The sequence below is a fragment of the Streptomyces sp. NBC_01198 genome, assembly GCF_036010485.1.
Taxonomy (GTDB): Bacteria; Actinomycetota; Actinomycetes; order Streptomycetales; family Streptomycetaceae; genus Actinacidiphila.
In genome coordinates this window covers 7,147,143-7,168,808 of sequence record NZ_CP108568.1, presented here as the reverse complement: position 1 = coordinate 7,168,808, position 21,666 = coordinate 7,147,143, and the positions used below count along the sequence as shown (strand labels likewise).

Annotated in this window: 24 protein-coding genes, 1 tRNA gene and 1 pseudogene; 18 read left to right on the top strand and 8 right to left on the bottom strand. The window is 70.2% G+C overall.

Going from position 1 to position 21,666, the window contains the following annotated elements:
- Position 1 precedes the first annotated feature (1 nt).
- From OG702_RS31845 to OG702_RS31815, 7 genes are all read left to right on the top strand, one after another.
- Positions 2-199: a hypothetical protein gene (locus tag OG702_RS31845; protein ID WP_327292415.1), complete on the top strand. Its 198-nt coding sequence runs from the start codon at positions 2-4 to the stop codon at positions 197-199.
- On the top strand, positions 196-1,386 hold the full coding sequence (locus OG702_RS31840) for a hypothetical protein (protein ID WP_327292414.1): 1,191 nt from the start codon (positions 196-198) through the stop codon (positions 1,384-1,386). Before OG702_RS31845 ends, OG702_RS31840 begins: the two co-directional genes overlap by 4 nt.
- Positions 1,383-1,730 (top strand): hypothetical protein, encoded by a 348-nt coding sequence (locus OG702_RS31835; protein WP_327292413.1) that lies wholly within the window; start codon positions 1,383-1,385, stop codon positions 1,728-1,730. The genes OG702_RS31840 and OG702_RS31835 overlap by 4 nt, the downstream gene beginning before the upstream one ends.
- Complete coding sequence (locus OG702_RS31830; RefSeq protein WP_327292412.1) at positions 1,727-2,119, top strand: hypothetical protein; 393 nt, start codon at positions 1,727-1,729, stop codon at positions 2,117-2,119. Before OG702_RS31835 ends, OG702_RS31830 begins: the two co-directional genes overlap by 4 nt.
- A gap of 105 nt (positions 2,120-2,224) precedes the next feature.
- Entirely contained in the window at positions 2,225-2,689 is a 465-nt protein-coding gene (locus OG702_RS31825) for a hypothetical protein (RefSeq protein ID WP_327292411.1), read from the top strand.
- A gap of 90 nt (positions 2,690-2,779) precedes the next feature.
- Positions 2,780-2,917: a hypothetical protein gene (locus tag OG702_RS31820; RefSeq protein ID WP_327292410.1), complete on the top strand. Its 138-nt coding sequence runs from the start codon at positions 2,780-2,782 to the stop codon at positions 2,915-2,917.
- Positions 2,918-3,061: 144 nt separating this feature from the next.
- Positions 3,062-3,745: a pentapeptide repeat-containing protein gene (locus OG702_RS31815; protein WP_327292409.1), complete on the top strand. Its 684-nt coding sequence runs from the start codon at positions 3,062-3,064 to the stop codon at positions 3,743-3,745.
- Between the two features lie 12 nt (positions 3,746-3,757).
- On the opposite strand, the gene OG702_RS31810 is transcribed toward OG702_RS31815, so the two are convergent.
- The 5 genes from OG702_RS31810 to OG702_RS31790 all read right to left on the bottom strand — a co-directional run bounded on the left by OG702_RS31810 (position 3,758) and on the right by OG702_RS31790 (position 6,941).
- Positions 3,758-4,570: an aKG-HExxH-type peptide beta-hydroxylase gene (locus OG702_RS31810; protein WP_327292408.1), complete on the bottom strand. Its 813-nt coding sequence runs from the start codon at positions 4,568-4,570 to the stop codon at positions 3,758-3,760.
- Between the two features lie 146 nt (positions 4,571-4,716).
- Positions 4,717-4,893, bottom strand: coding sequence for a hypothetical protein (locus OG702_RS31805; RefSeq protein WP_327292407.1), 177 nt, complete (start codon positions 4,891-4,893; stop codon positions 4,717-4,719).
- A gap of 396 nt (positions 4,894-5,289) precedes the next feature.
- Positions 5,290-5,384, bottom strand: a tRNA-OTHER gene (locus OG702_RS31800).
- A 22-nt stretch (positions 5,385-5,406) separates the two neighbouring features.
- Positions 5,407-5,925 carry an NUDIX hydrolase gene (locus OG702_RS31795; protein WP_327292406.1) on the bottom strand — a complete coding sequence of 173 codons (519 nt, stop codon included), beginning with the start codon at positions 5,923-5,925 and terminating at the stop codon, positions 5,407-5,409.
- A gap of 530 nt (positions 5,926-6,455) precedes the next feature.
- A complete protein-coding gene (locus OG702_RS31790; RefSeq protein WP_327292404.1) occupies positions 6,456-6,941 on the bottom strand; it encodes an ATP-binding protein in 486 nt (161 codons plus the stop codon).
- Between the two features lie 147 nt (positions 6,942-7,088).
- On the opposite strand from OG702_RS31790, the gene OG702_RS31785 reads away from it, so the two are divergent.
- Complete coding sequence (locus OG702_RS31785) at positions 7,089-8,327, top strand: helix-turn-helix domain-containing protein (RefSeq protein ID WP_327292403.1); 1,239 nt, start codon at positions 7,089-7,091, stop codon at positions 8,325-8,327.
- Positions 8,328-8,434: 107 nt separating this feature from the next.
- Here the strand turns inward: OG702_RS31785 and OG702_RS31780 are convergent, their stop codons facing one another.
- On the bottom strand, positions 8,435-9,853 hold the full coding sequence (locus OG702_RS31780) for a DUF6421 family protein (RefSeq protein WP_327292402.1): 1,419 nt from the start codon (positions 9,851-9,853) through the stop codon (positions 8,435-8,437).
- Between the two features lie 224 nt (positions 9,854-10,077).
- Between OG702_RS31780 and OG702_RS31775 the strand changes: the two genes are divergently transcribed.
- On the top strand, positions 10,078-10,746 hold the full coding sequence (locus OG702_RS31775; RefSeq protein ID WP_327292401.1) for a glycerophosphodiester phosphodiesterase: 669 nt from the start codon (positions 10,078-10,080) through the stop codon (positions 10,744-10,746).
- An 82-nt stretch (positions 10,747-10,828) separates the two neighbouring features.
- On the opposite strand, the gene OG702_RS31770 is transcribed toward OG702_RS31775, so the two are convergent.
- On the bottom strand, positions 10,829-11,365 hold the full coding sequence (locus OG702_RS31770; RefSeq protein ID WP_327292400.1) for a GNAT family N-acetyltransferase: 537 nt from the start codon (positions 11,363-11,365) through the stop codon (positions 10,829-10,831).
- A gap of 163 nt (positions 11,366-11,528) precedes the next feature.
- Between OG702_RS31770 and OG702_RS31765 the strand changes: the two genes are divergently transcribed.
- The 4 genes from OG702_RS31765 (at position 11,529) to OG702_RS31750 (ending at position 14,966) form a co-directional block, all read left to right on the top strand.
- The gene (locus OG702_RS31765) at positions 11,529-12,086 is read left to right on the top strand and encodes a DUF5134 domain-containing protein (protein WP_327292399.1); all 558 of its coding nucleotides are present in this window, start codon (positions 11,529-11,531) and stop codon (positions 12,084-12,086) included.
- A 181-nt stretch (positions 12,087-12,267) separates the two neighbouring features.
- Positions 12,268-13,209 carry a M56 family metallopeptidase gene (locus OG702_RS31760; protein ID WP_327292398.1) on the top strand — a complete coding sequence of 314 codons (942 nt, stop codon included), beginning with the start codon at positions 12,268-12,270 and terminating at the stop codon, positions 13,207-13,209.
- Between the two features lie 94 nt (positions 13,210-13,303).
- Positions 13,304-13,999 carry an HAD family hydrolase gene (locus OG702_RS31755; RefSeq protein WP_327292397.1) on the top strand — a complete coding sequence of 232 codons (696 nt, stop codon included), beginning with the start codon at positions 13,304-13,306 and terminating at the stop codon, positions 13,997-13,999.
- A gap of 169 nt (positions 14,000-14,168) precedes the next feature.
- Entirely contained in the window at positions 14,169-14,966 is a 798-nt protein-coding gene (locus tag OG702_RS31750) for a TetR/AcrR family transcriptional regulator (protein WP_327292396.1), read from the top strand.
- Between the two features lie 48 nt (positions 14,967-15,014).
- Here OG702_RS31750 and OG702_RS31745 read toward each other — a convergent pair.
- Positions 15,015-15,356 (bottom strand): annotated as a pseudogene (locus OG702_RS31745) (MauE/DoxX family redox-associated membrane protein); the annotation flags it as partial.
- 186 nt (positions 15,357-15,542) lie between these two features.
- On the opposite strand from OG702_RS31745, the gene OG702_RS31740 reads away from it, so the two are divergent.
- The 5 genes from OG702_RS31740 to OG702_RS31720 all read left to right on the top strand — a co-directional run bounded on the left by OG702_RS31740 (position 15,543) and on the right by OG702_RS31720 (position 21,664).
- Positions 15,543-18,266, top strand: a complete 2,724-nt coding sequence (locus OG702_RS31740) for an AfsR/SARP family transcriptional regulator (RefSeq protein WP_327292395.1) — start codon at positions 15,543-15,545, stop codon at positions 18,264-18,266.
- A 161-nt stretch (positions 18,267-18,427) separates the two neighbouring features.
- Positions 18,428-18,628, top strand: a complete 201-nt coding sequence (locus OG702_RS31735; RefSeq protein WP_327292394.1) for a hypothetical protein — start codon at positions 18,428-18,430, stop codon at positions 18,626-18,628.
- Positions 18,629-18,747: 119 nt separating this feature from the next.
- Positions 18,748-19,305: a TlpA disulfide reductase family protein gene (locus tag OG702_RS31730; protein WP_327292393.1), complete on the top strand. Its 558-nt coding sequence runs from the start codon at positions 18,748-18,750 to the stop codon at positions 19,303-19,305.
- Positions 19,302-21,182 (top strand): ABC transporter ATP-binding protein, encoded by a 1,881-nt coding sequence (locus OG702_RS31725; RefSeq protein ID WP_327292392.1) that lies wholly within the window; start codon positions 19,302-19,304, stop codon positions 21,180-21,182. The genes OG702_RS31730 and OG702_RS31725 overlap by 4 nt, the downstream gene beginning before the upstream one ends.
- On the top strand, positions 21,179-21,664 hold the full coding sequence (locus OG702_RS31720) for a S26 family signal peptidase (protein ID WP_327292391.1): 486 nt from the start codon (positions 21,179-21,181) through the stop codon (positions 21,662-21,664). The genes OG702_RS31725 and OG702_RS31720 overlap by 4 nt, the downstream gene beginning before the upstream one ends.
- The last annotated feature ends 2 nt before the right edge of the window (positions 21,665-21,666 follow it).

The window sequence follows — 21,666 nt, the reverse complement described above, 5'->3', positions numbered from 1 at the left end:
TGTGACTCGATCCATCAGGATGGTCCGCGTCCGCCGTGAGCTCGTAGTCGAGTACGAGTCCCCCGTCGAGCATTACCACGGCATGAGCGACGAGGAAATCAAGACCTTCGAGCGCGAAGGCGTCCTCCTGGAGCACTTTGTCGAGTGGGCCCGGGAAACCAGCGTCGGCGTGGACATCGACCCCGAGGTGTCCGAGTGAGTGCGCTGGAGAAGGCGTTTCTCGCGAAGCCGGTAGGCCCGGCCATCCCGCCGCGCCTGACCAACCCGAGCAAGGACTTCACGTCCAAGCTGGAGGTGAAGGGCGAGGAGGCCGTCGCCGAGCTGCGCCGGCCGATCGGCGAGACGACGAGCACCGCGGCCCGCACCTACTTGGAAGAGCAGGGCCTCAACCCTGACGACTGGGAGCAGACCGGGTACCGGCGTAGCGAGTGGACGATGCCGAACGGCAATACCGGCGAGAGCGCCCGCTTCGTCTTCAGGCGTCGCGAGGGGACGGCTACGGCGGAGCGACCTCCGATCGACGATCTCCTTGCCGCCGTCAACACCTACGACCTCGGCGGGGAGAACCGTCGCAGGGACGGCTCGTGGACGTACGTGATCGCTCTCGGCGACATGCAGTTCGGGAAGATCGACGGAGACGGCGTCGAGGGGACGCTGAAGCGGACGGTCACCGGGCTAAACCGGGCAATGGTCCTCCTGGAGGCGTACCGGCTCCGCTTCGACATCGGCCATGTGCACTTCGGCTTCCTCGGGGACCACGTCGAAGGCTTCGTCAGCCAAGGCGGCGCAAACACCTGGCGCACGCCACTGACCCTGACGGAGCAGATCCGGCTCACGCGCCGAGTCATGCTGCACAGCATGTGCCTGGCGGCACCGGAGGTCAGTCGGGTCACGATGGCCGCAGTGCCGGGAAATCACGGCGAGGCCGTCCGGATCAACGGCAAGGGCTTGACGCGATATGACGACTCGCACGACACCGAGTCATTGATCGCCGTCAAGGACGCCGCGGACCTCGCCCCGGACAAGTTCGGCAACGTCGAGTTCTTCGTGCCCGACACGGACGAACTGACAGTCGTCGTGGACTGTTCGGGGACGGTCGCCGCCCACGCCCACGGTCACCAGTGGAGGCCGGGCAAGCACTTCGACTGGTGGAGGGGCCAGGCGTTCAACAAGGAGTCGGCGATGCACCAGGCGGACCTTCTCCTCGCCGGACACCTACATCACGAGTTCATCGACACGGACGGACCACGCACGTTCGTTCAGCCGCCGGCCATGGAGTCGGAGTCCACGTGGTGGCGGCACGCAAAGGGAACGACCGGAGCTCCGGGGCTCATGGTCATGGTCACCAAGGACGGCGAGACGCCGGTTAAGGAGGTTGTTCGTTGAACATCGAAATCACCGAGTTCTCGCCGAGCGAGAGCGTCGAAGAAGCCATGGTCGACTGGTCGGTCCTGGACGTCGAGGGCGTCCGCGAGGCGGCCGAGAAGGCGGCACGCCGGGTTGCCAGGCAGTACGACCGGCTGGAGTTCGAGGATCTCCGCCAGGAGGCGTACCTCGCGCTCGCTGCCCATGCCGGACAGATGCGTGCCGCTCTCGCCGAGGGAGGTCTCGGCCGGCTGCACCACGCGGTCTGGTGCGACCTGACCAATCTTGCCGCAAAGGAGACGAGGCGGCTGGAGCGGAACACCTCCTACGAGGCGAACCAGGCCACGTACGCGGAGGCTGTGTGAGCGGCGGCTATAACCGGGCGCTCGTGGAGCACCTCTTCCCCGCCGTCTGGGACTCAGAGGCCGCGTACGGCATTCGCAACCCGCAGGCGCCAGACGCAGACATGCCGAAGGCCAGCGTCGATAAGAAGAAGGGGTCGCCGCTCTTCGCTCACCTCGCCGACATCCGGCAGGGGTGGCGGAAGGCTCCGCTCTCCTACGTCGAGCGCCAGGCCCTCTTCATGCACTTCGCCCTCGACTCCCACGACGAGGTCATTGCCGCCTTCCAGGAGGTCTCTGGCCGGGCCGTGCGTTACCGGCTGGAGCGAGGCGTGGGTAAGGTCGCCGCCTGGCTCAACGGCGAAGAGTACGTGGACGGCTACGACAGTGAGGTCACATCCGACGCAGTGTGATACTGTGACTCACTTTGGACTCGCCGCCCAGTCAAGCACTTGACTGGTCAACCCTTTGACCACTAGCGTCCGGTCAAAGGGTTGACCACCAAGGAGGGAGGCGCCATGGACTTCGAGTACGCGCTCCGAGTGCCGGCACTGGCTAACGGTGAGGACGGATGGGAAAAACCCGCCAAGACTGAGACCGTCAGGGACTGGGCGGGAACTGCGCATGACCTCGGGCGCCTGACGCTGAAGAAGTGGCGCGACTCTGCGACAGGGTGGTACGCAGGCCTGCCGGCCATTGTCGAAGTGCATTCAGAACATGGCCATCACGCGGTAATCGACGACCCCACGCCCGCGAGCGGCCCGACACACGCCCTCGAAGTGGCGATCGAGGAGAAGCAGGTCGCCGACCTGGCGTCAGACATCGCGACCCAGACCCTCGAAGGGGCGATGCGTGACGCGCACGAGTTCGACGGGCTGTCGAAGAACAACATCGCGCACCGGGCGCGGTTCGTCGTCTCGCGCCCCACGGCCCTTGGCCTCATGAAGGGGTGCGCGGGCAAGTGCCAGTGCGACAGCCGGTGAGGCGTCTCAGTGCAGACAGCGAGGGGCCGTTCCGCTAGCATCGGTGCAGGTCAGAGACAAGGGGGGGTCATGGGGATGATCCGCAAGGTGATGTCCATTACGACGGTGGGCGTGGTGCCGTACCGCTCCGAGAAGGAGAAGAAGAAGCGCCACAAGAAGTTCGTGCGCAAGCAGCTCGCAGAGCAGACGGAGCTGCTTCGCCAGCAGGCGGCCCGCCAGGGCCAGTAGGACCGCACGAGGCCCCTAGCCACAACGGCTGGGGGCTTCATTCGTTTTTCACGACGGGGCCGGCAACAGCCAACGCCGGGACCACTGTTCCTCGTAGACTTCTGGTCTCCAGTATCGGCCCAACGGCGAATGGATATCTCACGCATGCCTCATCTGGCCCGGCAGGGTGGCAGGATTGCCCGAGTCAAGAACCCCGAGGCCCCGCGCCTTCCCTCGGCTCTACGAGATGCGGAGATGCCGCGGGACGACTTCGAAGACGACGCGATTCTCCGTCACGTTCGTTACGACGGTGAACACTTGATCGCGAGGAACGTAGAGGCGCTGGAGGCCGAAGGCTGCTTCTTCGGCAATCTGCGGTTCACCGGGAGCCGGTTGCGCCAGAGCCAGATCAGCGACTCGAACTTCGAGACCTGCGACTTCGCCGAGGTCAGCGCACAGGACGTGTCGCTTCTGCGCTGCCGCGTGACCGGCAGCCGCATGACCGGTTCGTCCTGGAAGGCCGGCACCTTCCGCGACGTGACGTTCGAGAACTGCGTCAGCGCACCCGCGATGTTCCGGAACGCGAAAATCTTCGCCACCGCATTCGCCGATTGTCGCATGATCGGAGCCGACTTTCAGTTCACAGAGATGCACAATGTGCGCTTCGTAAACTGCGACCTCACGGGCGCACAGTTCGGCAACGTGAAAATGGGAACGGTGAGATTCGAAAACTGCACCCTGCTCGACGTGGGCGGGGTCGCGTTTTTCAAAGGCGCAACAGTGCAAGGCCCAGGGTCGATGGAACTGGCCCTGAGCCTGGCACGTGAGACGGGAATCAACTTCGAGTAGCGGGAGGCCCGCTCAGGCGGCCACCGCCGGACGGTACCCCGCATACGCGGGGTCCGTGATCGTCTCTGCGACGTGCGCGAAGTCGATGCTGCCGGCAAACTCGCACAGGGCGTCCAGGAGCATCGCGCCGTAGTCGGTGAACGTGTGCCGATGCGTTGCCAGATCCAGGCAGGCGTCCCGCAGGGAGTCCGCGTACAGGTCGATCAGCGTTGTCGTGCCACGCTGGTGTTGCAGGTACATCAGCGGGACCGTGACCACGGCCGCGTGGAACGCCTTGTCGAGCGGGCGACGCTGGCCGATCTTCACTGCCGACAGTGCGCGGTGCTCGTCCGCCTCCAGGTCGGACGACGGCAGGATGAAGGTCCCGTATACCGCGTCGGCGATGAACAGGTTGAGGTGCATGGCCTCGTGCACGATGCACTCGGCGTACTGCGGCACCTCCCACTCGGGACCGGGGCTCATGACGACGACCCCGGGCATCTGAGAAGCGGAGCCGCCGCCGTCCGCGCCGGAGTTGAGAACCACGATGTCGGTGACGAGGAGCCTGACCATGCGGTACAGGCCGGGGCTGACCCCTTGGAGATGGTCCAGGGCCGCCCCGATGTTCGCGTCCCAGCGCTCCCGGGCCGCTTGGTCGCTCGGCGTTGCGCCGTCGAAGATGTGGGCGAAGATGCCGTGACTCAGGCAGTAGTCAGCCCAGTCGCCATCCTCGTACGTGACGTTGATCTGGTCACCGATGTCGGCAGGGAGGGGGCGGAGAGTGTTGATCGCCCTTCGGTAGGCCGCGGGGAGTTTCGCGGCGTCGGGCGTCTCGTCGGTCAGCACGGTCACCAGTCGAGCGGTGTTCTCGTACGTGTGGCCAAGGTTCATGAAATGCACGGGAAGAGTCCTCCTTCGATGTGACGGACGCGTGCCCGGGGCGGCGAACCGTCCCCGGGCACGCCTACGGCCTCAGGGGTTCAGAGGACGGGTCAGGCGGTCCAGCCGCCCATCATGCAGTTGTTGTCGGCGATCCGGGACGCGGCGACCCGCGCCTTCACGCCGGTCACGACGGCGATCGAGTCCTTCCTGACGGCGGCCACGAGGTCGCCGAGGGTGTCGTCGGAGATGGCCGGCTCGGTTGCCGGCACCACGGTCTTCACGGGCATGTGCTTACCTCTTCCTTCATCGGATGGTCGTACGCTGACCTTGCTCACCCACTCCGACCCGCAGAGCTCTTGGGCCGGGACGGGAGTTCAGTCCAGCCCTGGCCGGGCTGGCGTGCGAGGAATCGGCTCGGGCGCAGGTAACCCCGGGGGCTTGTCGCCGCTCACGCGCCCTCGTCCTGTACGGGCGGGTACACGTGTGGCTCGTTCCTTACCATCCGGCGAGTGGTGCGGTCGGCCTGCGTGTCCTGCTTCCGCCGGGCGGTCTGCTTTGCTCCGCCCTTCGCGTCGCGATTGTTCTCGGCCTTGGCCGCTCCTACGGTGTCCCTGCCTTTGCCGCGCAATGCGTCTCCTTGGTCTCCGGTTGCTTTCCATCCGGCCGCCTGACGACGGTCGTAGTACCCCCGTCCGGACTCGAACCGGAGTCGCGCCAGATCGCGGCATTACAAGGCACGATCTTTGTGGCGTGCTCTTCCTGACTGAGCTACAGGGGCACGGGCTCCGTAGAGGAGTCCTTCACGAGCCGACAGGGACCCCGCGACGGTGCAGATGCATCCGCAACCCTGATCGGCTGTTCTCCAGAGCCGCCCGAATACGCCTGGCCTGATAGGGGTGGGTATATGAGTCCAACTCGCCCAACGGCACCCAGCGAAGGTCTGCCAGCTCTTCCGCCGCAGCCTCCGGAATTGCCGTCGTGGCTACCTCCTCGGCCGTGGCGGCTCCGCCGTCGAATACGTAGTTCACGCCCTCGGTCGTCTCCCGCTCGGGTTTCGGCAGCATCTGATCGACAAGAAGGAGGTGCGTCAGATGGAGCAGGAGGCCGGTCTCCTCGGCCAACTCCCGCATGGCGGCGTCCTCGATCGGCTCATTGGTGTGTGCGTGCCCACCAGGAAGCTGCCAGTCAGCGTTGTCCTCCGGACTGCCGTACCGCGGCTTGACGAGGAGAACACGCTCTTCATCCGGGTCCAGGATCACGACAACGCAGCCGGCTCGCCGAGGAGGAGGACTCTTCGGATCAGTGTCAGCGTGGGCCATGAGTCTCCTCGTCGGTTCTCTCGTAATTGGGAAATGAGCTGGAATGGTGCCGCTCCGGCCACGCGGGGGAACCGTGGAGCCCATCCCTGCCAAGCCCGGCAGGGACTTCCTCGTGGACTCTCGTGGCCGGAGCGGGTCTTAGGGGCCGCCGGCCCGTACGCATCGCTCCACCACGTCTTGAACGACTAGCGCCAGGCGGCGAAGGTGCGAGAGGGCCGCCGAATTCTCCAGGGGAGGCGGCTCCGCGAGGACACGGAATGCTCGGTCAGCGGTCTCTGCGTCGAGAGGAACGGAGATGATTCGGGACATCGTCAGCCATCGCCGATAGGTCACTCGGAGGCGCGGCTCCAGCTCCCTGACATCGGCCTCAGAGAGAGCCGCATGTTCCCCGAGGACCATTTCCAGGTCATCGAGAGCGGCCTCTAGTGCCGGAATCTCATCTTCTTGACGGCGAGGTCCGCTTGCCCGAAGGCGAATCACAACGCGTCCCAATGTGGTGATGTCTTGGGCGGCGGCGCCGGTCTCAAATGTCATGCGCTCACCCCTAATGACCTGAGCTTCTCCGCGCGTTGGGGGTCAGAGAGGACGAAATTCAGTTGCGCCCACACGAACTTCCCGGGCTTGCCGCTGGAGGGCTGCCAACCCCATGCGCCGCCCGTCAAGCCATCAACAAGGGCGACCCCGCGGCCGGACTCCGCGTCGTCAGGGGCTCGCCTGAGAACTGGCGGCCTGTTGCACGCCTCGTCGTAGAAGGAGATGTAGAGGTGGTCGGCGACGAGCAGGAGCGTCAGGCAGCAGAGAGGCACCCTCAGAGGACCGTGCAGCGGGCTGTCGGGCACGGCCGGCGCTCCGGCGTGCCTCACTGCGTTGGTGGCCAACTCGGAGACGATCAACAGGGCGTCGTCTACGAGGCCCTGAGGCAGGCCCCACCCCGGAAGTACGTCCTTGGCGTGTGCTCGGGCGCGCCGAGGGGCAGACGGCTCACAGGCCAGTTCCAATCGGCTCTGAGCGGCCACGGCTGTACCTCCAGACGCGTCTTAGAAGTTGAAGTGGTGATGTTCAGTCAACGAGCCACGCGGGGAGATAGGTAGATGCCAGGGTGTATGCCATACATAGGCCCGTTTATAGGCCCGCTATAGGCCAGCGCTACCGAAGGGACGCCGATGACCATCGGAGAACGCATCCGGGAGCGGCGGAAGCAGTTACGCCTAAGTCAGGGTGGCCTGGGGAAAGAACTGAGCAAGGCCCGTTGGGGCGTGACCGACGGCTGTAGCGCGCACACGGTCTACCGGTGGGAGACGGGCCAGCGGACCCCTCAGGACTGGCGCCCGTACCTGGAGCAGGTGCTTGGCATTGATCTCTCCGGTTACGGTGAGACCACCGCATCCGATGCGGGGACTACGGACGTTGAAGGGCTGGTGCCGCCTGTGGACCGTCGCATGTTTGTAGGAGCTAGCGCCGTCGCGGGCATCGCGATGACAACACCGAAGGCCACGGCGCAGGGGCGCCGAGTCGGCCAAGCTGATGTGGCTCGTGCGGGCGAGCGCCTGGTAGCGCTGCGACGGCTGGACGACTTCAGCGGTGGGGTATCCGTGTACCCCAAGGTGGTGGAGGAGATCCAGGACCTGACAGCCCTGGCTGGGGGCACCTACGGAGAATCAGTGGCTCGCGGCCTTCTGAGCGCCCTTGCCGAGTTGTACCAGTTCGCCAGTTGGACGGCATTCGACGCGGGAAGGCTGCCGCAGGCCAGCAAGCTCGCTCAGGCCGCAGCGAGTACCGCGAACCAGGCAGGCAATCAGACTCTCGCCGCAACGGCGATGTCGGAGTGGTCCTACATCACGGCTTCCTCGGGCAGCCCCCGGGAGGGCATCGCTATGGCGCAAGCCTCCATGGCCAACGCCCCACGGAACGTGTTGCCGGCCGCTTGCGTCGTGCTTGCGGACCGTCTCGCCTGGGCGAGTGCTCGCGCCGGGGACGCGGCCGGCGTCGACCGCGCGCTGGGCCTTTCGGCTGACGCGCATGACCGGCGCGACCGGAGTCGGGAAGCGGAGCCAGACACGGTCTATTGGGTCAACCGCGACGAATCAGGGATCATGGCTGGCCGATGCTGGGCGGAGCTGCGGCACCCCAAGAAGGCCGTACCGATCCTGGAGGGCCTCACAGCGCCGTACGACGACACACACGCCCGAGAGGTCGCCCTGTACGCCTGCTGGCTGGCAGGCAGCTACCTGGACGCTGGAGCGGTCGACGAGGCGGCCAGCACGGCTACCCGAGCGGTGAACCTGAGCTTCCACACAGCTTCGCCTCGGCTCAATCAGATCGTCACGGCGACCATCGCGCGATTCGAGCCCCACAGGGGGTCCGAGTCCGTGCGGGACCTCCTCGCCACCTACGCGGCTTAGGTCGCCAGCGCCCTCAGGGGCGGCTAGAACGGCCGAATGCCCCCCGCCCACACGGGGCGGGGGGCATCCCAGGAGGCTGCGGGCTCCGAGGGGCACCCAGGGCCAGGTCAGGTCTGCGGTTTGTCGGCGATCTCGAACCGGAAACCTGGGGCGTTTCCGACGATCCCCTTGGTGGAGGCGATCACCTCACGGAGCTTCTTGGCAAGGGCTTCGTAGAACATGCTGAGCGGGAACTCGTCCGCCATCACGTCGTCCACGAGCTTGCGCGGGGGCAGCGTCAGGTCCAGGGCGTCCGGCCCCTTGGCCCAGACCGAGCCGGGATGCGGCGACAGGTAGCTTGCGACCAGGTCGTAGGCGGCGAACCAGTGCACAAGCTTGGGGCGGTCGATACCGTCCCGGTACAGCGTCTCGATCTCGGCGCAGAGCTGGTTGGTGACCTGCGGTGCGCGCTCCCAGTCGATGTGCAGGGTGTTGTCCGTCCAGCGTACGGCGTCGTGCTTGTGCAGGTAGGCGAAAAGCAGCTGCCCGCCGAGTCCGTCGTAGTTGCGCACCCGCTCGCCGGTGACCGGGAAGCGGAAGAGCCGGTCGAAGAGGATGGCGTACTGCACGCCGAGACCCATCGGGTGCCCCTCGGCCTGGAGCTTGACGGCCTCGCGGAAGGTGGTGAGGTCGCAGCGCAGCTCTTCGAGGCCGTACATCCAGAACGGCGCCCGCTGCTTGATCATGAACGGGTCGAACGGCAGGTCGCCGTGGCTGTGGGTGCGGTCGTGGATCATGTCCCAGAGCACGTAGGTCTGCTGCGCCAGCTCCTGGTCGTCCACCAGTCGGGCGGCCTCCGGCGGCAGCTCCAGGCCGAGGGTGTCCACGGCGGCGGCGGTCACCGCGCGGAAGCGGGCGGCCTCACGGTCGCAGAAGATCGCACCCCAGCTCCAGCGCTCCGGCGGTTTGCGCACGGCGACGGTCTCCGGGAAGAGCACCGCGGAGTTGGTGTCGTAACCGGGGGTGAAGTCCTCGAAGGTGATCGGTACGAACTGCGCGTTGTCGTACCTGGTGCGCTCCAGCTCGGCGAGCCACTGCGGCCACGTCACCTGGAGAGCGACCGCTTCCAGATTCCGGTCCGGGTTGCCGTTCTGGGTGTACATCGGGAAGACGACCACATGGCGGCGGCCGTCGCGGCGGTCGGCGGAGGGCTGGAAGGCCAGCAGCGAGTCCAGGAAGTCGGGCACGCCGAAGCCGTCGTCGGCCCAGCGGCGCAGGTCGGCTGCCAGGGCGCGGTGGTAGTCGGCGTCGTGCGGGAGCAGGTCGGTCAGCTGCCCGACCGCGTCCACGACGCGCCCCAGGGCGCGCTCGGCGTCCTCCCGGGAGGGGGCGTCCTCGGCGTCGAAGTCGATCGACCCGTCCTTGAGCTGCCAGGGCCTGATGGCCTCGACCGCATGCTTGAGCGCCGCCCACGCGGGGTGACCGATCACGTCATCACCGGATATCACGTCGGTTCGAGCCGCCGCTGACGAAAGAACTTCACCCATGACCGCGCCTCCACAGAAAAATTTGCCGTGGCTCCACCGTATCCATGAGGTTGTTCCCGCTTCAAGGGCAGCCGAAGCGGATCATCCCGTTGAATCGCTCTTCTGCGGCTGTTCTTACGGCCGTTGTCCTGAAATGGGACGGGGGAATCCGTTCGCTCGCCCGCAGCACCGACTCGTCACGGAAGGTTCGACGCCTCGTCGCCCGGCCCGCCTAGGCTGCCGCCATGAGCTTCCTCACCGTCGGTCACCGTGGCGTCATGGGCGTCGAGCCGGAGAACACCCTGCGCTCCTTCCGCCGCGCCGAGCAGGCCGGACTCGACCAGGTGGAACTGGACCTGCATCTGAGCAAGGACGGCGCGCTGGTGGTGATGCACGACGCCGCGGTGGACCGCACCACGGACGGCAGCGGGCTGATCCGCGACCTCACGCTGGCCGAGATCCGCGCCCTGGACGCCGGCCTGGGCGAGCGGGTGCCGGTCTTCGACGAGGTCCTGGACGCGGTGGGCCGCCCGATCCAGGCCGAGATCAAGGACGCCGCGGCGGCCCGCGCACTGGCCGACACGCTGCGCGAACGCGGCGAGACCGAGCGGGTCAGCGTGCTGTCCTTCCACGACGAGGCGCTCGCCGAGATCCACGCACTGCTGCCGGACGTCCGTACGGTGCTGGTGGCGAGCGCCCTCGGCCCGGAGATCGTGCCCCGCGCCCAGGCGGTCGGCGCGCGGCTGGTCAGCCTGGACCTGACCCGGCTCAGTCTGGACGTCGTCCGCCGCTGCCAGGCCGCCGGGATCGCGGTGATGGCCTGGACGGTGAACACGGCGCAGGACTGGGCGCTGGCCCGGGCACTGCGGCTGGACGGCGCCGCGACCGACCTGCCGGCCGAGCCCGCGGTGTGACGGGACAGCTGGGGCTGCTGGGGCTGCTGATCGGCCGGGACTGCTGGGCTGCTGTGAGGCTGTGAGGCTTTACTGCTGAGCGTCAGCCGAGCTTCTTGGTCAGCAGCTCGAACTCCAGGTCGTCACGGGTCGGCTGCCCGAAGCGCTCGTTGCCGTAGGGAAAGGCGCTGGTCTGCCCGGTCCGGGTGTAGCCGCGCCGCTCGTACCAGGCGATCAGGTCCTCCCGGACCGAGATCACCGTCATGTGCATCTCGCGGACACCCCACTCGTCGCGGGCGAAGCGCTCCGCCTCCGCGATGATGGTCTTGCCCAGCCCGGCGCCCTGCAGCGTGGGGCGCACCGCGAACATCCCGAAGTACGCGTGGTCGCCGCGGTGCTCCAGCTGGCAGCAGGCCACCAGTTCGCCGTCGCTCTCCACCGCGACCAGCCGGCTGTCGGCCTTCTCTATCACCGCGAGCACGCCCTCGGGGTCGGTGCGCCGCCCCTCCAGGATGTCCGCCTCCGTCGTCCACCCCGCGCGGCTGGCGTCGCCGCGGTAGGCGGACTCGATCAGCGCGACGAGCGCGGGGACGTCTTCTGCGGTGGCGGGGCGGAAGCCGGGGCCGGTGGCGGTGTCCATGGCCGACAGGCTAACCGAGCCGGCTCCGCCGCCCGGCGCGCGGCAGGCGGACGCGCTCCCCCCTCCACACCAGTGCGCTCGGGTGTGCGCCGCCGCGACCGGGCAGGTTGTCCTCGGGCCGCCGTCGCACCGGGCGGCCCGCCAGCCCGAGGGGGGAGGGGCGATGCACGGACCGCCGCTGGTGGCCTGGCTGCTCGTGGCGCTCAGCGCCACCGCGGCGGTCTCGTGCGTGCTGCGCCGGGAGGCGCGCAGCGAGGCACTGCTCGGGGTGGGCATGGCGCTGATGGCCGTGCCGCTGTCGGTCTTCGATCCGCCGCGCTGGGGTACCGCGACGCTCGCGGTCGTCTTCGCCGCTGTCGCCGTCCACGCCCTGCGCCCGTCGCCGCGCCAGGCGTTGCACCGGATGCATCACTCGGTGTGCGCCGGGGCGATGGTCTACATGTCGGCGGCGATGGCGGGCGCCGGTTCCGCGCACGCCGGCCACGCCGGGCACACGAGCGCGGGCGCCCCGTTGCTGACCGGACTGCTGCTGCTGTACTTCGCCGGCTACGTGCTGGGGGCGGGCACCCGGCTGGCGACGCCGGGAGCCGCGCACGCGCCCCATCCGGCCGTCCCCATGGCGCCCGGCGGTGCGATACGGCTGCGGCACGCCCCCGAGGTGGCGGCGGCGTGCCGGGTGGCGATGGCGCTGGCGATGTTCGCGATGCTGCTGACACTGTGACCGCGGTGCCCGCACGGCACCCGCCGCATGCACCGCGGCGGTGGCCACCCCCGCGACGACCGTGGCGGCCGCGCCCCCGCAGCCGGTGGGAAGCCCCGTACGCGGGGTGCTCGGTGAGTGATGCGTCACATCGGATGGCGGCCGCCCCCGCCGTTCCTCACGCGCTCCTAGGGTGATCGTCATGACGGTCCCGTTCGTGCTGCTGATCCTGGGCGCACTGACGGCGGCGATGGCGCCGCGCATGCTGTCCCGTGCGAGCTGGCCGGACCGCGAACCGGTGCTGGCCCTGTGGGTGTGGCAATGCGTGGTCGCCGCCGTGCTGCTGTGCTGCCTGTCGGCGATGGCCCTCACCGCCTCGGCCGCCTGGGCCGCCGTGCGCGGCCATGTGTTCGCCTTCGCGCCGCACGGCGTCGTGGACGCCTACGGCCTGCCCGGATACGGCCGGGGCGCGGGCGCGCTGGCGGTGATGCTCGCGCTGGGCGGGCTGTGGACGGCGGCGATGCTCACCCGCGAGGTGCGCGCCGCACGCGGCAGGCGCCGGCGGCGCCGCGCCGAACTGCGGCTGCGCGCGCCGCGGCTGCCCGGCGAGGAACTGCCCGCGGGCGAGCGCCTGGTCGTACTGGAGGACCCGAGGTCCGACGCGTGGTGGCTGTCGGGGGCGGAGCCCCAGTTGGTGATCACCACCGCGGCGCTCGACCGCCTCAAGGGCCGCCAGCTCGACGCGGTGCTCGCGCACGAGCAGGGGCACATGCGGGCCAGGCACGACGTGCTGCTGCACTGCTCCGGGGCCCTCGCGGGCGGCTTCCCGCAGGTGCCGGTCTTCGCCGCCTTCCGCGACCAGGTGCACCACCTGGTCGAACTGGCCGCCGACGACACCGCCTCGCGCCGCTTCGGCCGGCTCACGACGGCGCTGGCACTGGTGGAACTGAACGAGGAACGCGGCGTCTTCGGCCCGGCGCCCGCGCCGCTGGCCGCGCTCCCCGGCCGGGTGCACCGGTTGCTCGACCCGGCTCCGCGGCTGCCGCTCGGCCGCCGGGTACGGGTGAGCGCGTGCGCGCTGCTGGTGCCCGCGGTGCCGTTGCTGATCGCCTTCGGCCCGGGCCTGGGCGCTCTGAGCTGGTGAGCCGGCCGGCCGGTGCCGGTCAGGTGCAGGACGCCCCACCCGGCCCGCACGCCGTCACCGGCGGGCCGGATCCCCGACGCGAGCAGGCGAGGCGATGAGGACCACAGGCTGCATGTTCGACTTCTCCGGCACCGTCTTCCGCATCGGGCCCTGCGCGGACTGGTTGCGCGGCGCGCTGGACGAGGCGGGCATCGAGGCGACCGACGACGAGGTCGCGCACTGGGCGGCGCGTCTTGAGGAGTCGGGCGCCCAGCCCGGCGGCACGCCGCCCACGGGTGGGCGGCCGGAGCCCGCGGCGCCGGACTGGGCGCGGCGCGACCTCAGCGCGGAGCTGCACCGGCGGGCGTACACGGCGCAGTCCCGGGCCACCGGGCTGCCGTGGGACGTCCATGACCTGCTCTACGAGCGGCACATGGCCCCGGCGGCCTGGCGGCCGTACCCGGACACCGCCGAGGTGCTCGGCGCGCTGCGGGCGCGGGGTGTGCGGGTGGCGGTGGTCAGCAACATCGGCTGGGATCTGCGGCCGGTCTTCGCCGCGCACGGGCTTGAGGACCTGGTCGACGCCTTCGTGCTGAGCTTCGAGCACGGGCGGCAGAAACCCGATCCGGCGATCTTCCTGGCGGCCTGCGAGGAGTTGGGGGTGCTGCCGCAGGAGACCGTGATGGTGGGTGACGACCGGAGGGCCGACGGGGGCGCCGCGGCGCTGGGCTGCCGGGTGCACTTCGTGGACCACCTGCCGGCCGACCGCCGTCCGGACGGGCTGCGCGGGGTGCTCGGCCTGCTGGGCTGACCGGTGCCGCAGGAATGCGAGCCGCCACCGCAGGAAACGGTGGGCGCCGGTCCCGGCGATCCCCCGCGTCGCCGGGACCGGCGCCCGCCCCCGTAGTCCCTACGGGCAGCTGGCCCGGCGGGATGCGCTGAGTATATTGGCCCGGAGCCAGTCAACGCAGGAGTAAAGCATGTCCCCTCGGAGCGCTTCGGTCAATGAAGCGATGCGCAGGCGTTCCCGGGAACGGCTGCTGCAAGCCACCGTCGAACTGATCGAGGAGCGCGGTTACGAGGCCACCACGCTGGCCGACATCACCCGGCGCGCCGGGTCGGCCAGGGGCCTGGTGTCGTACTACTTCTCCGGCAAGCGGGCGCTGCTGCAGTCCGCCGTGCACCGGCTGATGGCCGGTGAGCTGGCCGCCGGGCTGGAGCGCGAACCGCGTACCGACGACGGTCAGGAGCTGCTGGCCAGGGCCATCGACGCGATGCTCGGCGTCAGTACCGGGCACACCACGCTGATGCGTACGCACATGGCCTCGATTCTGCAGGAGGAGGGTTTCCTCCAGTGCCCCGAGCAGCAGCGGCTCGCCTGCCTGCTGCGCGAGACGATGGTCCGCTGGGGCGCGGCCGACCCCGAGGAGGAGTACCGGCTGCTGCGGGCGCTGCTGATGGGCGCGTCGGTGGCCATGCTGCTGCCGGGGGCGTCGATGCCGGTGCACCGGTTGCGTGCCGAGCTCTTCCAGCGCTACGGCCTGGCCTGGGAGTCGGGCACTCCGCCGCCGGGAGCCGCGGAGTACGACCCGACGGCCGGTCACCATCGCGGCCCGGTGGCCCGTATGCCGACGGCGAGGACGGCGTCAGACCCGCAGCAGGAAGACGAGGTCGTCCCAACGGGCCATCACCAGCCCGAGGCCGGCGCCGAAGACGGCGACCACAGCGCAGAAGGCCAGGTCGAAGTGCCCGTTCACCAGGGATCCGGCAAGCCCTAGCAGGGCGGTGGCCACCAGGATGAGGTTGCGGACCACATGCGGGAGGCCCAGCGGGGTCTGCGAGGCGCCGAAGCAGCGGCACGGGACGGCGGCGCCCCTGCGGACGACCTTGGCGACGGCCACGGTGAGGCAGCCGAGCAGCCCGGCCGCGAGGACGAAGGCCGCCGACCCGGCGCGGCGGACGGGGATCACGGCGAGCACGACGACACCGGCCTCAGCGGCCACGGTCGCCACCGCGGCCATCGGCGCCCTGGCGCGGTCGATCACCGCCATCGCCCTGATCGACTCGACGAACTCGTTCCACCCGCTGCGGCTTGAGATCTTCCCGGCCAGAGCGAGGCCGAAGACCGTGAGCAGCAGCAGCCTGCCGGCAATCTCGACGTACTGCACGGATCGAACTTAGCCAGCGCCGCGGCGGTCTGACAAGGGTTCACCGGAAGGCGAACCGCACAGGTCACAGGCCCGAAACCGGTATGCGGCCCCCACTTCGGTTCAAAACCCAATATTATGGCTGCCGTATCACTTGGGCCGCGCTCTCGCTAGTCTCGATGATCCAGTCAAGGGGGGTGGACCATCGTGCTGATCCGGTTGCTCGGGCCCGTGGAGGTGGACCGTTCCGGCCAGTCCCGGCCCGTCCGGCCTCCGCAGGTCGCGCTCGTGCTCGCCGCGCTGGCGTGGGAGGCGGGCAGAGTCGTGCCGGTCGAGTCGCTGCTCGCCCGCGTCTGGGGCGAGCTCGCCCCAGCCGGTGCCCGGCGGACTCTGCATACCGTCCTCACCCGTGTCCGGCACGAGGTGCTGGCCGGTGACGGCGACGTCGTCCTCCGGGTCGGGGGTTATCTGCTCGACGTCGACGAGTCCGCGGTGGACGTGCTGCGTTTCCGCTGCCTGGTCAAGCAGGCGGCGGAGGCGGATCCGGCGCCGCAACTGGGCGAGGCCCTCGCCCTGTGGCGCGGCGATCCGCTGACAGGGCTGCCGGGTGAATGGGCGGAGCGGGCGCGCCAGCGTATGCGCGACGAGCGCAAGGAGACCCAGCTGCGCTGGGCGCGGACGGTGACCGGCAGCGACCCTGCGGCCGCGGCCGCGGCGCTGGCGCCGCTGGCCGAGGAGTACCCGCTCGACGAGCCGCTGGCGGTCGCCCTGATCGAGGCGTTGCACGCCGGCGGACGGACAGCCGAGGCGCTGTCCCACTTCGCCCGGGTGCGGCGGACGCTGGCCGGCGAGCTGGGTGTCGAGCCGGGAACGTCGCTGCGGCAGGTCCACCGGATGCTGCTGCGGTCGGACAGCACCACCGAGACTGCGCATCTGGTGCCCCTGCAACTCCCCGTAGGCCTGCGGCATTTCGTCGGGCGGACGGTGGAGCTGGCACAACTGGCGGCGATCGGGGCCGAGGATCATCCGACGACGGCCGCGGTCTGCGCGATCTCCGGGCCGCCGGGGGTCGGCAAGTCCTCGGTCGCGCTGCGCTGGGCGCACCTGCAGCGCGACCGCTTCCCCGGGGGACAGCTGTACGCCGACCTCAGCACGGTGGACCCGGACGACCCGGCCGTGGTGCTGCCCCGCTTCCTCGGCGCGCTCGGGGTCCCCGAGGCCCAGGTGCCGTCCGGCTTCGAGGCGCAGATCGGGCTCTACCGCAGCATGCTGGCAGAACGCCGGGTCCTGGTCGTCCTGGACAACGCCCATGGCGCCACCCAGGTCCGTCCGCTGGTGGCCGCCGGAGCCGGCTGCCTGACGCTGGTCACCAGCCGTTGCGAGCTGACCGGCCTGGCGGTCACCGAGGGGGCGCATCTGCTGCGGCTGGACATCATGCCCAGTCAGGACGCCCACCACCTGCTGGCGGCGTGGCTCGGCGAGCAGCGGCTGGCGGCGGAGCCGGAGGCGGCCGAGCGGATCATCGGGCGGTGCGGCCGGCTCCCGCTGGCACTGGCGATCGTCGCGGCGCAGCTGTCACAGCGCCCGGAACTGCCGCTGGCCGAGGTAGCGGCGGACCTGGAGCAGACCGACTCCGACCTGGAGCCGTTCGCCCACAGCGACCCCGCCATCGACCTGCGCCGGGTGTTCTGGCGCTCCTACCGGGAGCTCTCGTCCCCCGCTGCCCGGCTGTTCCGCCGGCTCGGGCAGCACCCAGGACCGCATCTGTCGCTGCCGGCCGCGGCGAGCCTGGCCGGGCATCCGGTGGAGCACACCCGGGAGCTCACCTCGAACCTCCGCGGCGCCAACCTGGTCGAGATCCGCCCGCCGGGCAGGCTGTACCTGCACGCGCTGCTGCGGGTCTACGCGCTGGAGAAGGGCCAGAGCGCCGACAGCCTGGCGATACGGCACGCCGCGAACCGCCGGCTGCTCGACCACTACCTGCACTCGGCGTGGGCAGCGCACGCCGTGTGCTACCCGCACCGCGACAGGCCGGCGCTGGAACAGCCGGAACCGGGCGCCGTGGTGGAGCGGTTCGCCGATCAGGCGACGGCCCTGCGGTGGTACGCCGACGAGTCGGTGGCGCTGCCCGCGCTGCTGGGGGCGGCGACCGTGGAAGGGCTGGACCGGCACGCGTGGATGCTGGCGTGGTCCTTCGCGGAGTTCATGCAGCGGCGCGGGCTGTGGGAGGAGACCCTGCGGGTGCACGCGGTGGCACTGCAGGCCGCGGAGCGGCTCGACGACCACCTGGGCGCGGCCCACTGCCACAACGGCATCGCCCGCGCCCAGGCCAAACTCGGCCGCGACCTGGAGGCGGTCGACCACTTCGAGCAGGCGATCGCGCTCTACAAGGACCTCGACGAACCGGTCCTGCAGGCGTACGTCCTGCTGGGCCTCGCCACTCCGCTGAGCCGGCAGGGGCCCGAGAGGGCGCTGGACCCGACACTGCGCGCGCGGGAGCTGTTCGAGCAGGCGGGCGACAGCGTCGCGGCGGCGCGGGCCCTGAACAACGCGGGGTGGCTGCGGGCCCAGGGCGGCGAGCACGACGCGGCCCTGGCGGACTGCCGCCGGGCACAGCAGGTCCTGGCCGACCTGAAGTGCCCCGAGGGCGAGGGCCACGCGTGGGACAGCATCGCCTACATCCTGGACGTCAAGGGCGACGTCCCGGGGGCGGTGGCGGGCTTCGAGCGGGCCGCGGAACTCTTCCGCGGCTGCGACGACCCGCACCCGGCCGCGGAGACGCTGGTCCGCCTGGGCCAGACGCACCTGCGGGCCGGCGACACCACTGCCGCGCTGGAGGCGTGGACGCGGGCCGCGACGTTCTACGAGGCCGTCGGCGATGCCAAGGCCGACAGGCTCCGCGACCGTATCGCCGCACTTCGGGCGTCCTGAGCACTGGGACCGCCATGAACGCCGGGCCGTTGAGAAGTCGTTGAGAAACCGATCACAGCCCTGGCTCAGGCTGCCCCGAACGGTGGGGCGACCGCGTGAGCGACGCACCAGCGCCGAACGGGGCGGGAACCCGCCTGGCCCCGCGACCGAAGGGAAATTTCATGCGCCTCATGAACAGGATGGCCGACCGGCTGCTCGAGATGGTCGCGCCGCACACCGTGGCGCGGGCCGCCGACTGCGACTACCAGTGCGGAGCCAGTGCCGGCTGTGGCCCGAAGCCCGCCGGTGCCTACTGCTGCTACTACCCGAACGGCACGACCCACTGCGGTGCTTGCCAAAGGCTGTCGCTCTGCACCGCCTGACCCCGCTCGCCGGCGAGGGCCCGTACGGCGGCCACGCCCGGTCCTCGCGGTGACAGGTACCCGGCGGCCCACCCGACCGCCGGGTACCGCCGATCCTTCCCCTTCACACGGAGTACGCCATGCCTCTGTTGATTGCCGTCGTGTCCCTCCTCGGTGTCCTCTGCCTGCTGACCTTGGTGCTGACCCTCGGAGTGATCCGCCGACTCCGGGAACACACAAAACTGATGGACGCGCTGTACGAGGCCATCGACCTGATGGGCGGGCCTCCCACCGGACTTGCAACGTTGGGCAAGGGTGAGCTGGTCGGTGACTTCGCGGCCACGACCCTGGACGGCGACCAGGTGACCCGCGAGCTGCTCCCCGAGGGAGCGGTGGTGGCGTTCCTGTCCGCTGACTGCGGAGGGTGTCGCGACCAGCTCCCGGAGATCGCCTCCTGGGCCGCGGGCCAGGACCGGCGTCAGATCGTGGCGGTGCTCGACGCCACTTCCGGCGACCCCGAGGAGCTGGTCACGGCGCTGTCGCCGGTCGCACAGGTGATCGTGGAGGATGAGCTCACCACGGTGGGCAGGGCCTTCGGCCTCAAGGTGTTCCCGACCTTCTACCAGGTCTCCGGGGAGGGCCGGCTGCTCGCGGTGGAGGGCAGGATCTCCCGGCTGCCAGTGGGGTCGCCGGCGTGACCGACGACGGGCCGCGGATCACGCCGACGCGGCGGGAACTGCTGCGCGGCGCGGGACGCACCACGTCGCGGGTATGGCGGTCGGCGCCGGCGCACCTGCTGGGGTATCTGGCCGTCTCGTTGGTGGGTTCCGCGGCGCCGATCACGGTGGCGTGGCTGACCAAGGCGGTGCTCGACCAGCTCGCCGGGCACAGGACGGGCTCTCTGCTCGGCCTGGCACTGGCGATCACCGCGGTCACCACGGGCGTCGCGGCGACCTCGCACGCGGCACAGTACCTGCGGGCCGAGGTGGACCGACGTACGGCGACGTCCGCGAAGGACGAGCTGTTCGCGGCGGTTTCCCGCTCCACCGGGCTCGCCGCCTTCGAGAGCCCGCCCTTCCTGGACCGGCTGCGCCTGGCCCAGCAGAGCGCGAGCCACCCGGGCCGGCTGGTGGACACCACGGTGTCGGCGGCCGGCGGCGTGGTGACCGTCGTCGGCTTCGTCGGCTCGCTCGCGTTGATCAGTCCCGCCTTCACGGTCCTGGTCCTGCTGGCGGCGCTGCCGGCCCTGCTCATCGAGCTGCGGCTGTCGCGGCGGCGCACCGCGATGCTCTGGCGGATCGGTCCGGCCGAGCGCCGCGAGGCCTTCTACGCGCAGTTGATGTCCACCGCGAGTGCCGCGAAGGAGATCCGGCTGTTCGCGCTCGGCGACTTCCTGCGCCTTCGGATGCTCGCCGAGCTGCGCACCGCCAACGCCGCCCGTCGCCGGGTGGACCGGCAGGAACTGCTCATCCAGTCGGGCCTGGCGGCCGCCTCCGCCGGTGTCGCCGGAGCCGGACTCGTCTGGGCGATCCTCGCGGCGGGCGACGGACGGCTCGGCATCGGCGACGTGTCGATGTTCGTGGCGGCGATCGCCGGGGTGCAGGGGGCGCTGAACGTCGTGGTGGCGGCCGGTGTGATGGCCTATGAGCACCTGCTGAACTTCCAGCACGAGGTCTCGATCGTGACCGCCGGCCCCGACCTTCCGCTGCCCGACGTCGACCGGGACCTGCCGCCGCTGCGCCGGGGCATCGAGCTGCGCGACGTCTGGTTCCGCTACAGCGACGACCACCCGTGGATCCTGCGCGGCGTCGACCTGTTCGTCCCGCACGGTCAGACGGTCGCCCTGGTCGGGCGCAACGGGGCCGGCAAGAGCACCCTCGCGAAGCTGCTGTGCAGGTTCTACGACCCGACCCGCGGAGCGATCCTGTGGGACGGCGTGGACATCCGCGACATCCCTCCTGAGGCGCTGCGCGCGCGGATCAGCGCGGTCTTCCAGGACTTCGTGGCGTACGAGCTGACGGCGGCGGAGAACGTCTCGGTGGGCGACCTCGCGCTCGCCGAGGACGAGGAACGCATCGCGCGGGCGGCGCGGGAGGCCGACATCCACGACACCGTCACGGCCCTGCCGCACGGCTACCGGACCCTGCTGAGCCGCGGATTCGCGTCCGAGCTGGACGAGGAGGCAGACGGTGTGCTGCTGTCCGGCGGGCAGTGGCAGCGGCTGGCGCTCGCCCGCGGCTTCCTGCGCCGCGACCGTGACCTGATGATCCTCGACGAGCCCAGCTCCGGCCTGGATCCCGAGGCCGAGTACGAGGTGCACCGCCAGTTGAGGAAGCTGCGGTCCGGGCGTACAAGCGTGATGATCTCCCACCGGCTCGGCGCGATCCGCGACGTCGACCGGATCGTGGTGCTGGCCGACGGTGTCGTCGCGGAGGAGGGCGGGCACACCGCCCTGCTGGCCGACGGTGGTGTCTACGCCCGGCTCTTCGCCCGCCAGGCGGCCGGTTACCGCGACGACGACATCGACGACGACATCGTGGCGGTCGCGGCGCGCCCGGCGGGAGCACCGCGGTGACCGGCGTTGCGACCATGGTCACCGGCGTCGCGGTCGTCGCCGCCGCCGTCGTGGCCGTCGTGGTGATACGCCGGCGGTATCTGGTGGTGACCGTGCACGGCGAGAGCATGCTGCCGGCGTACCGGCCGGGCGAGCGGGTGCTGGTCCGGCGGACGCCGGCCGGCGCGCTGCGCGCGGGACAGGTCGTCGTGCTCAGGGGGAACAGCCCGCCGCCACAGCGGGAGGCGCTGCCGCCCGGAATGGCGGACCTGGACAGGACGGCGCACGCCCGCTGGATCATCAAGCGCGTCACGGCCGTTCCGGGTGACCCGATTCCGCGCGACACGGTCCCCGCGCTGCGGTCGGCACCCGGCACCCGGGTACCGGCCGGACGCCTGGTGGTGCTGGGCGACAACCCGCTGCGCTCGTACGACTCCCGGCGGTCCGGCTACCTGGCCGCGGAGCGGTTGTACGGAGTGGTGCTGCGCAAGCTCGGCTCCTGACC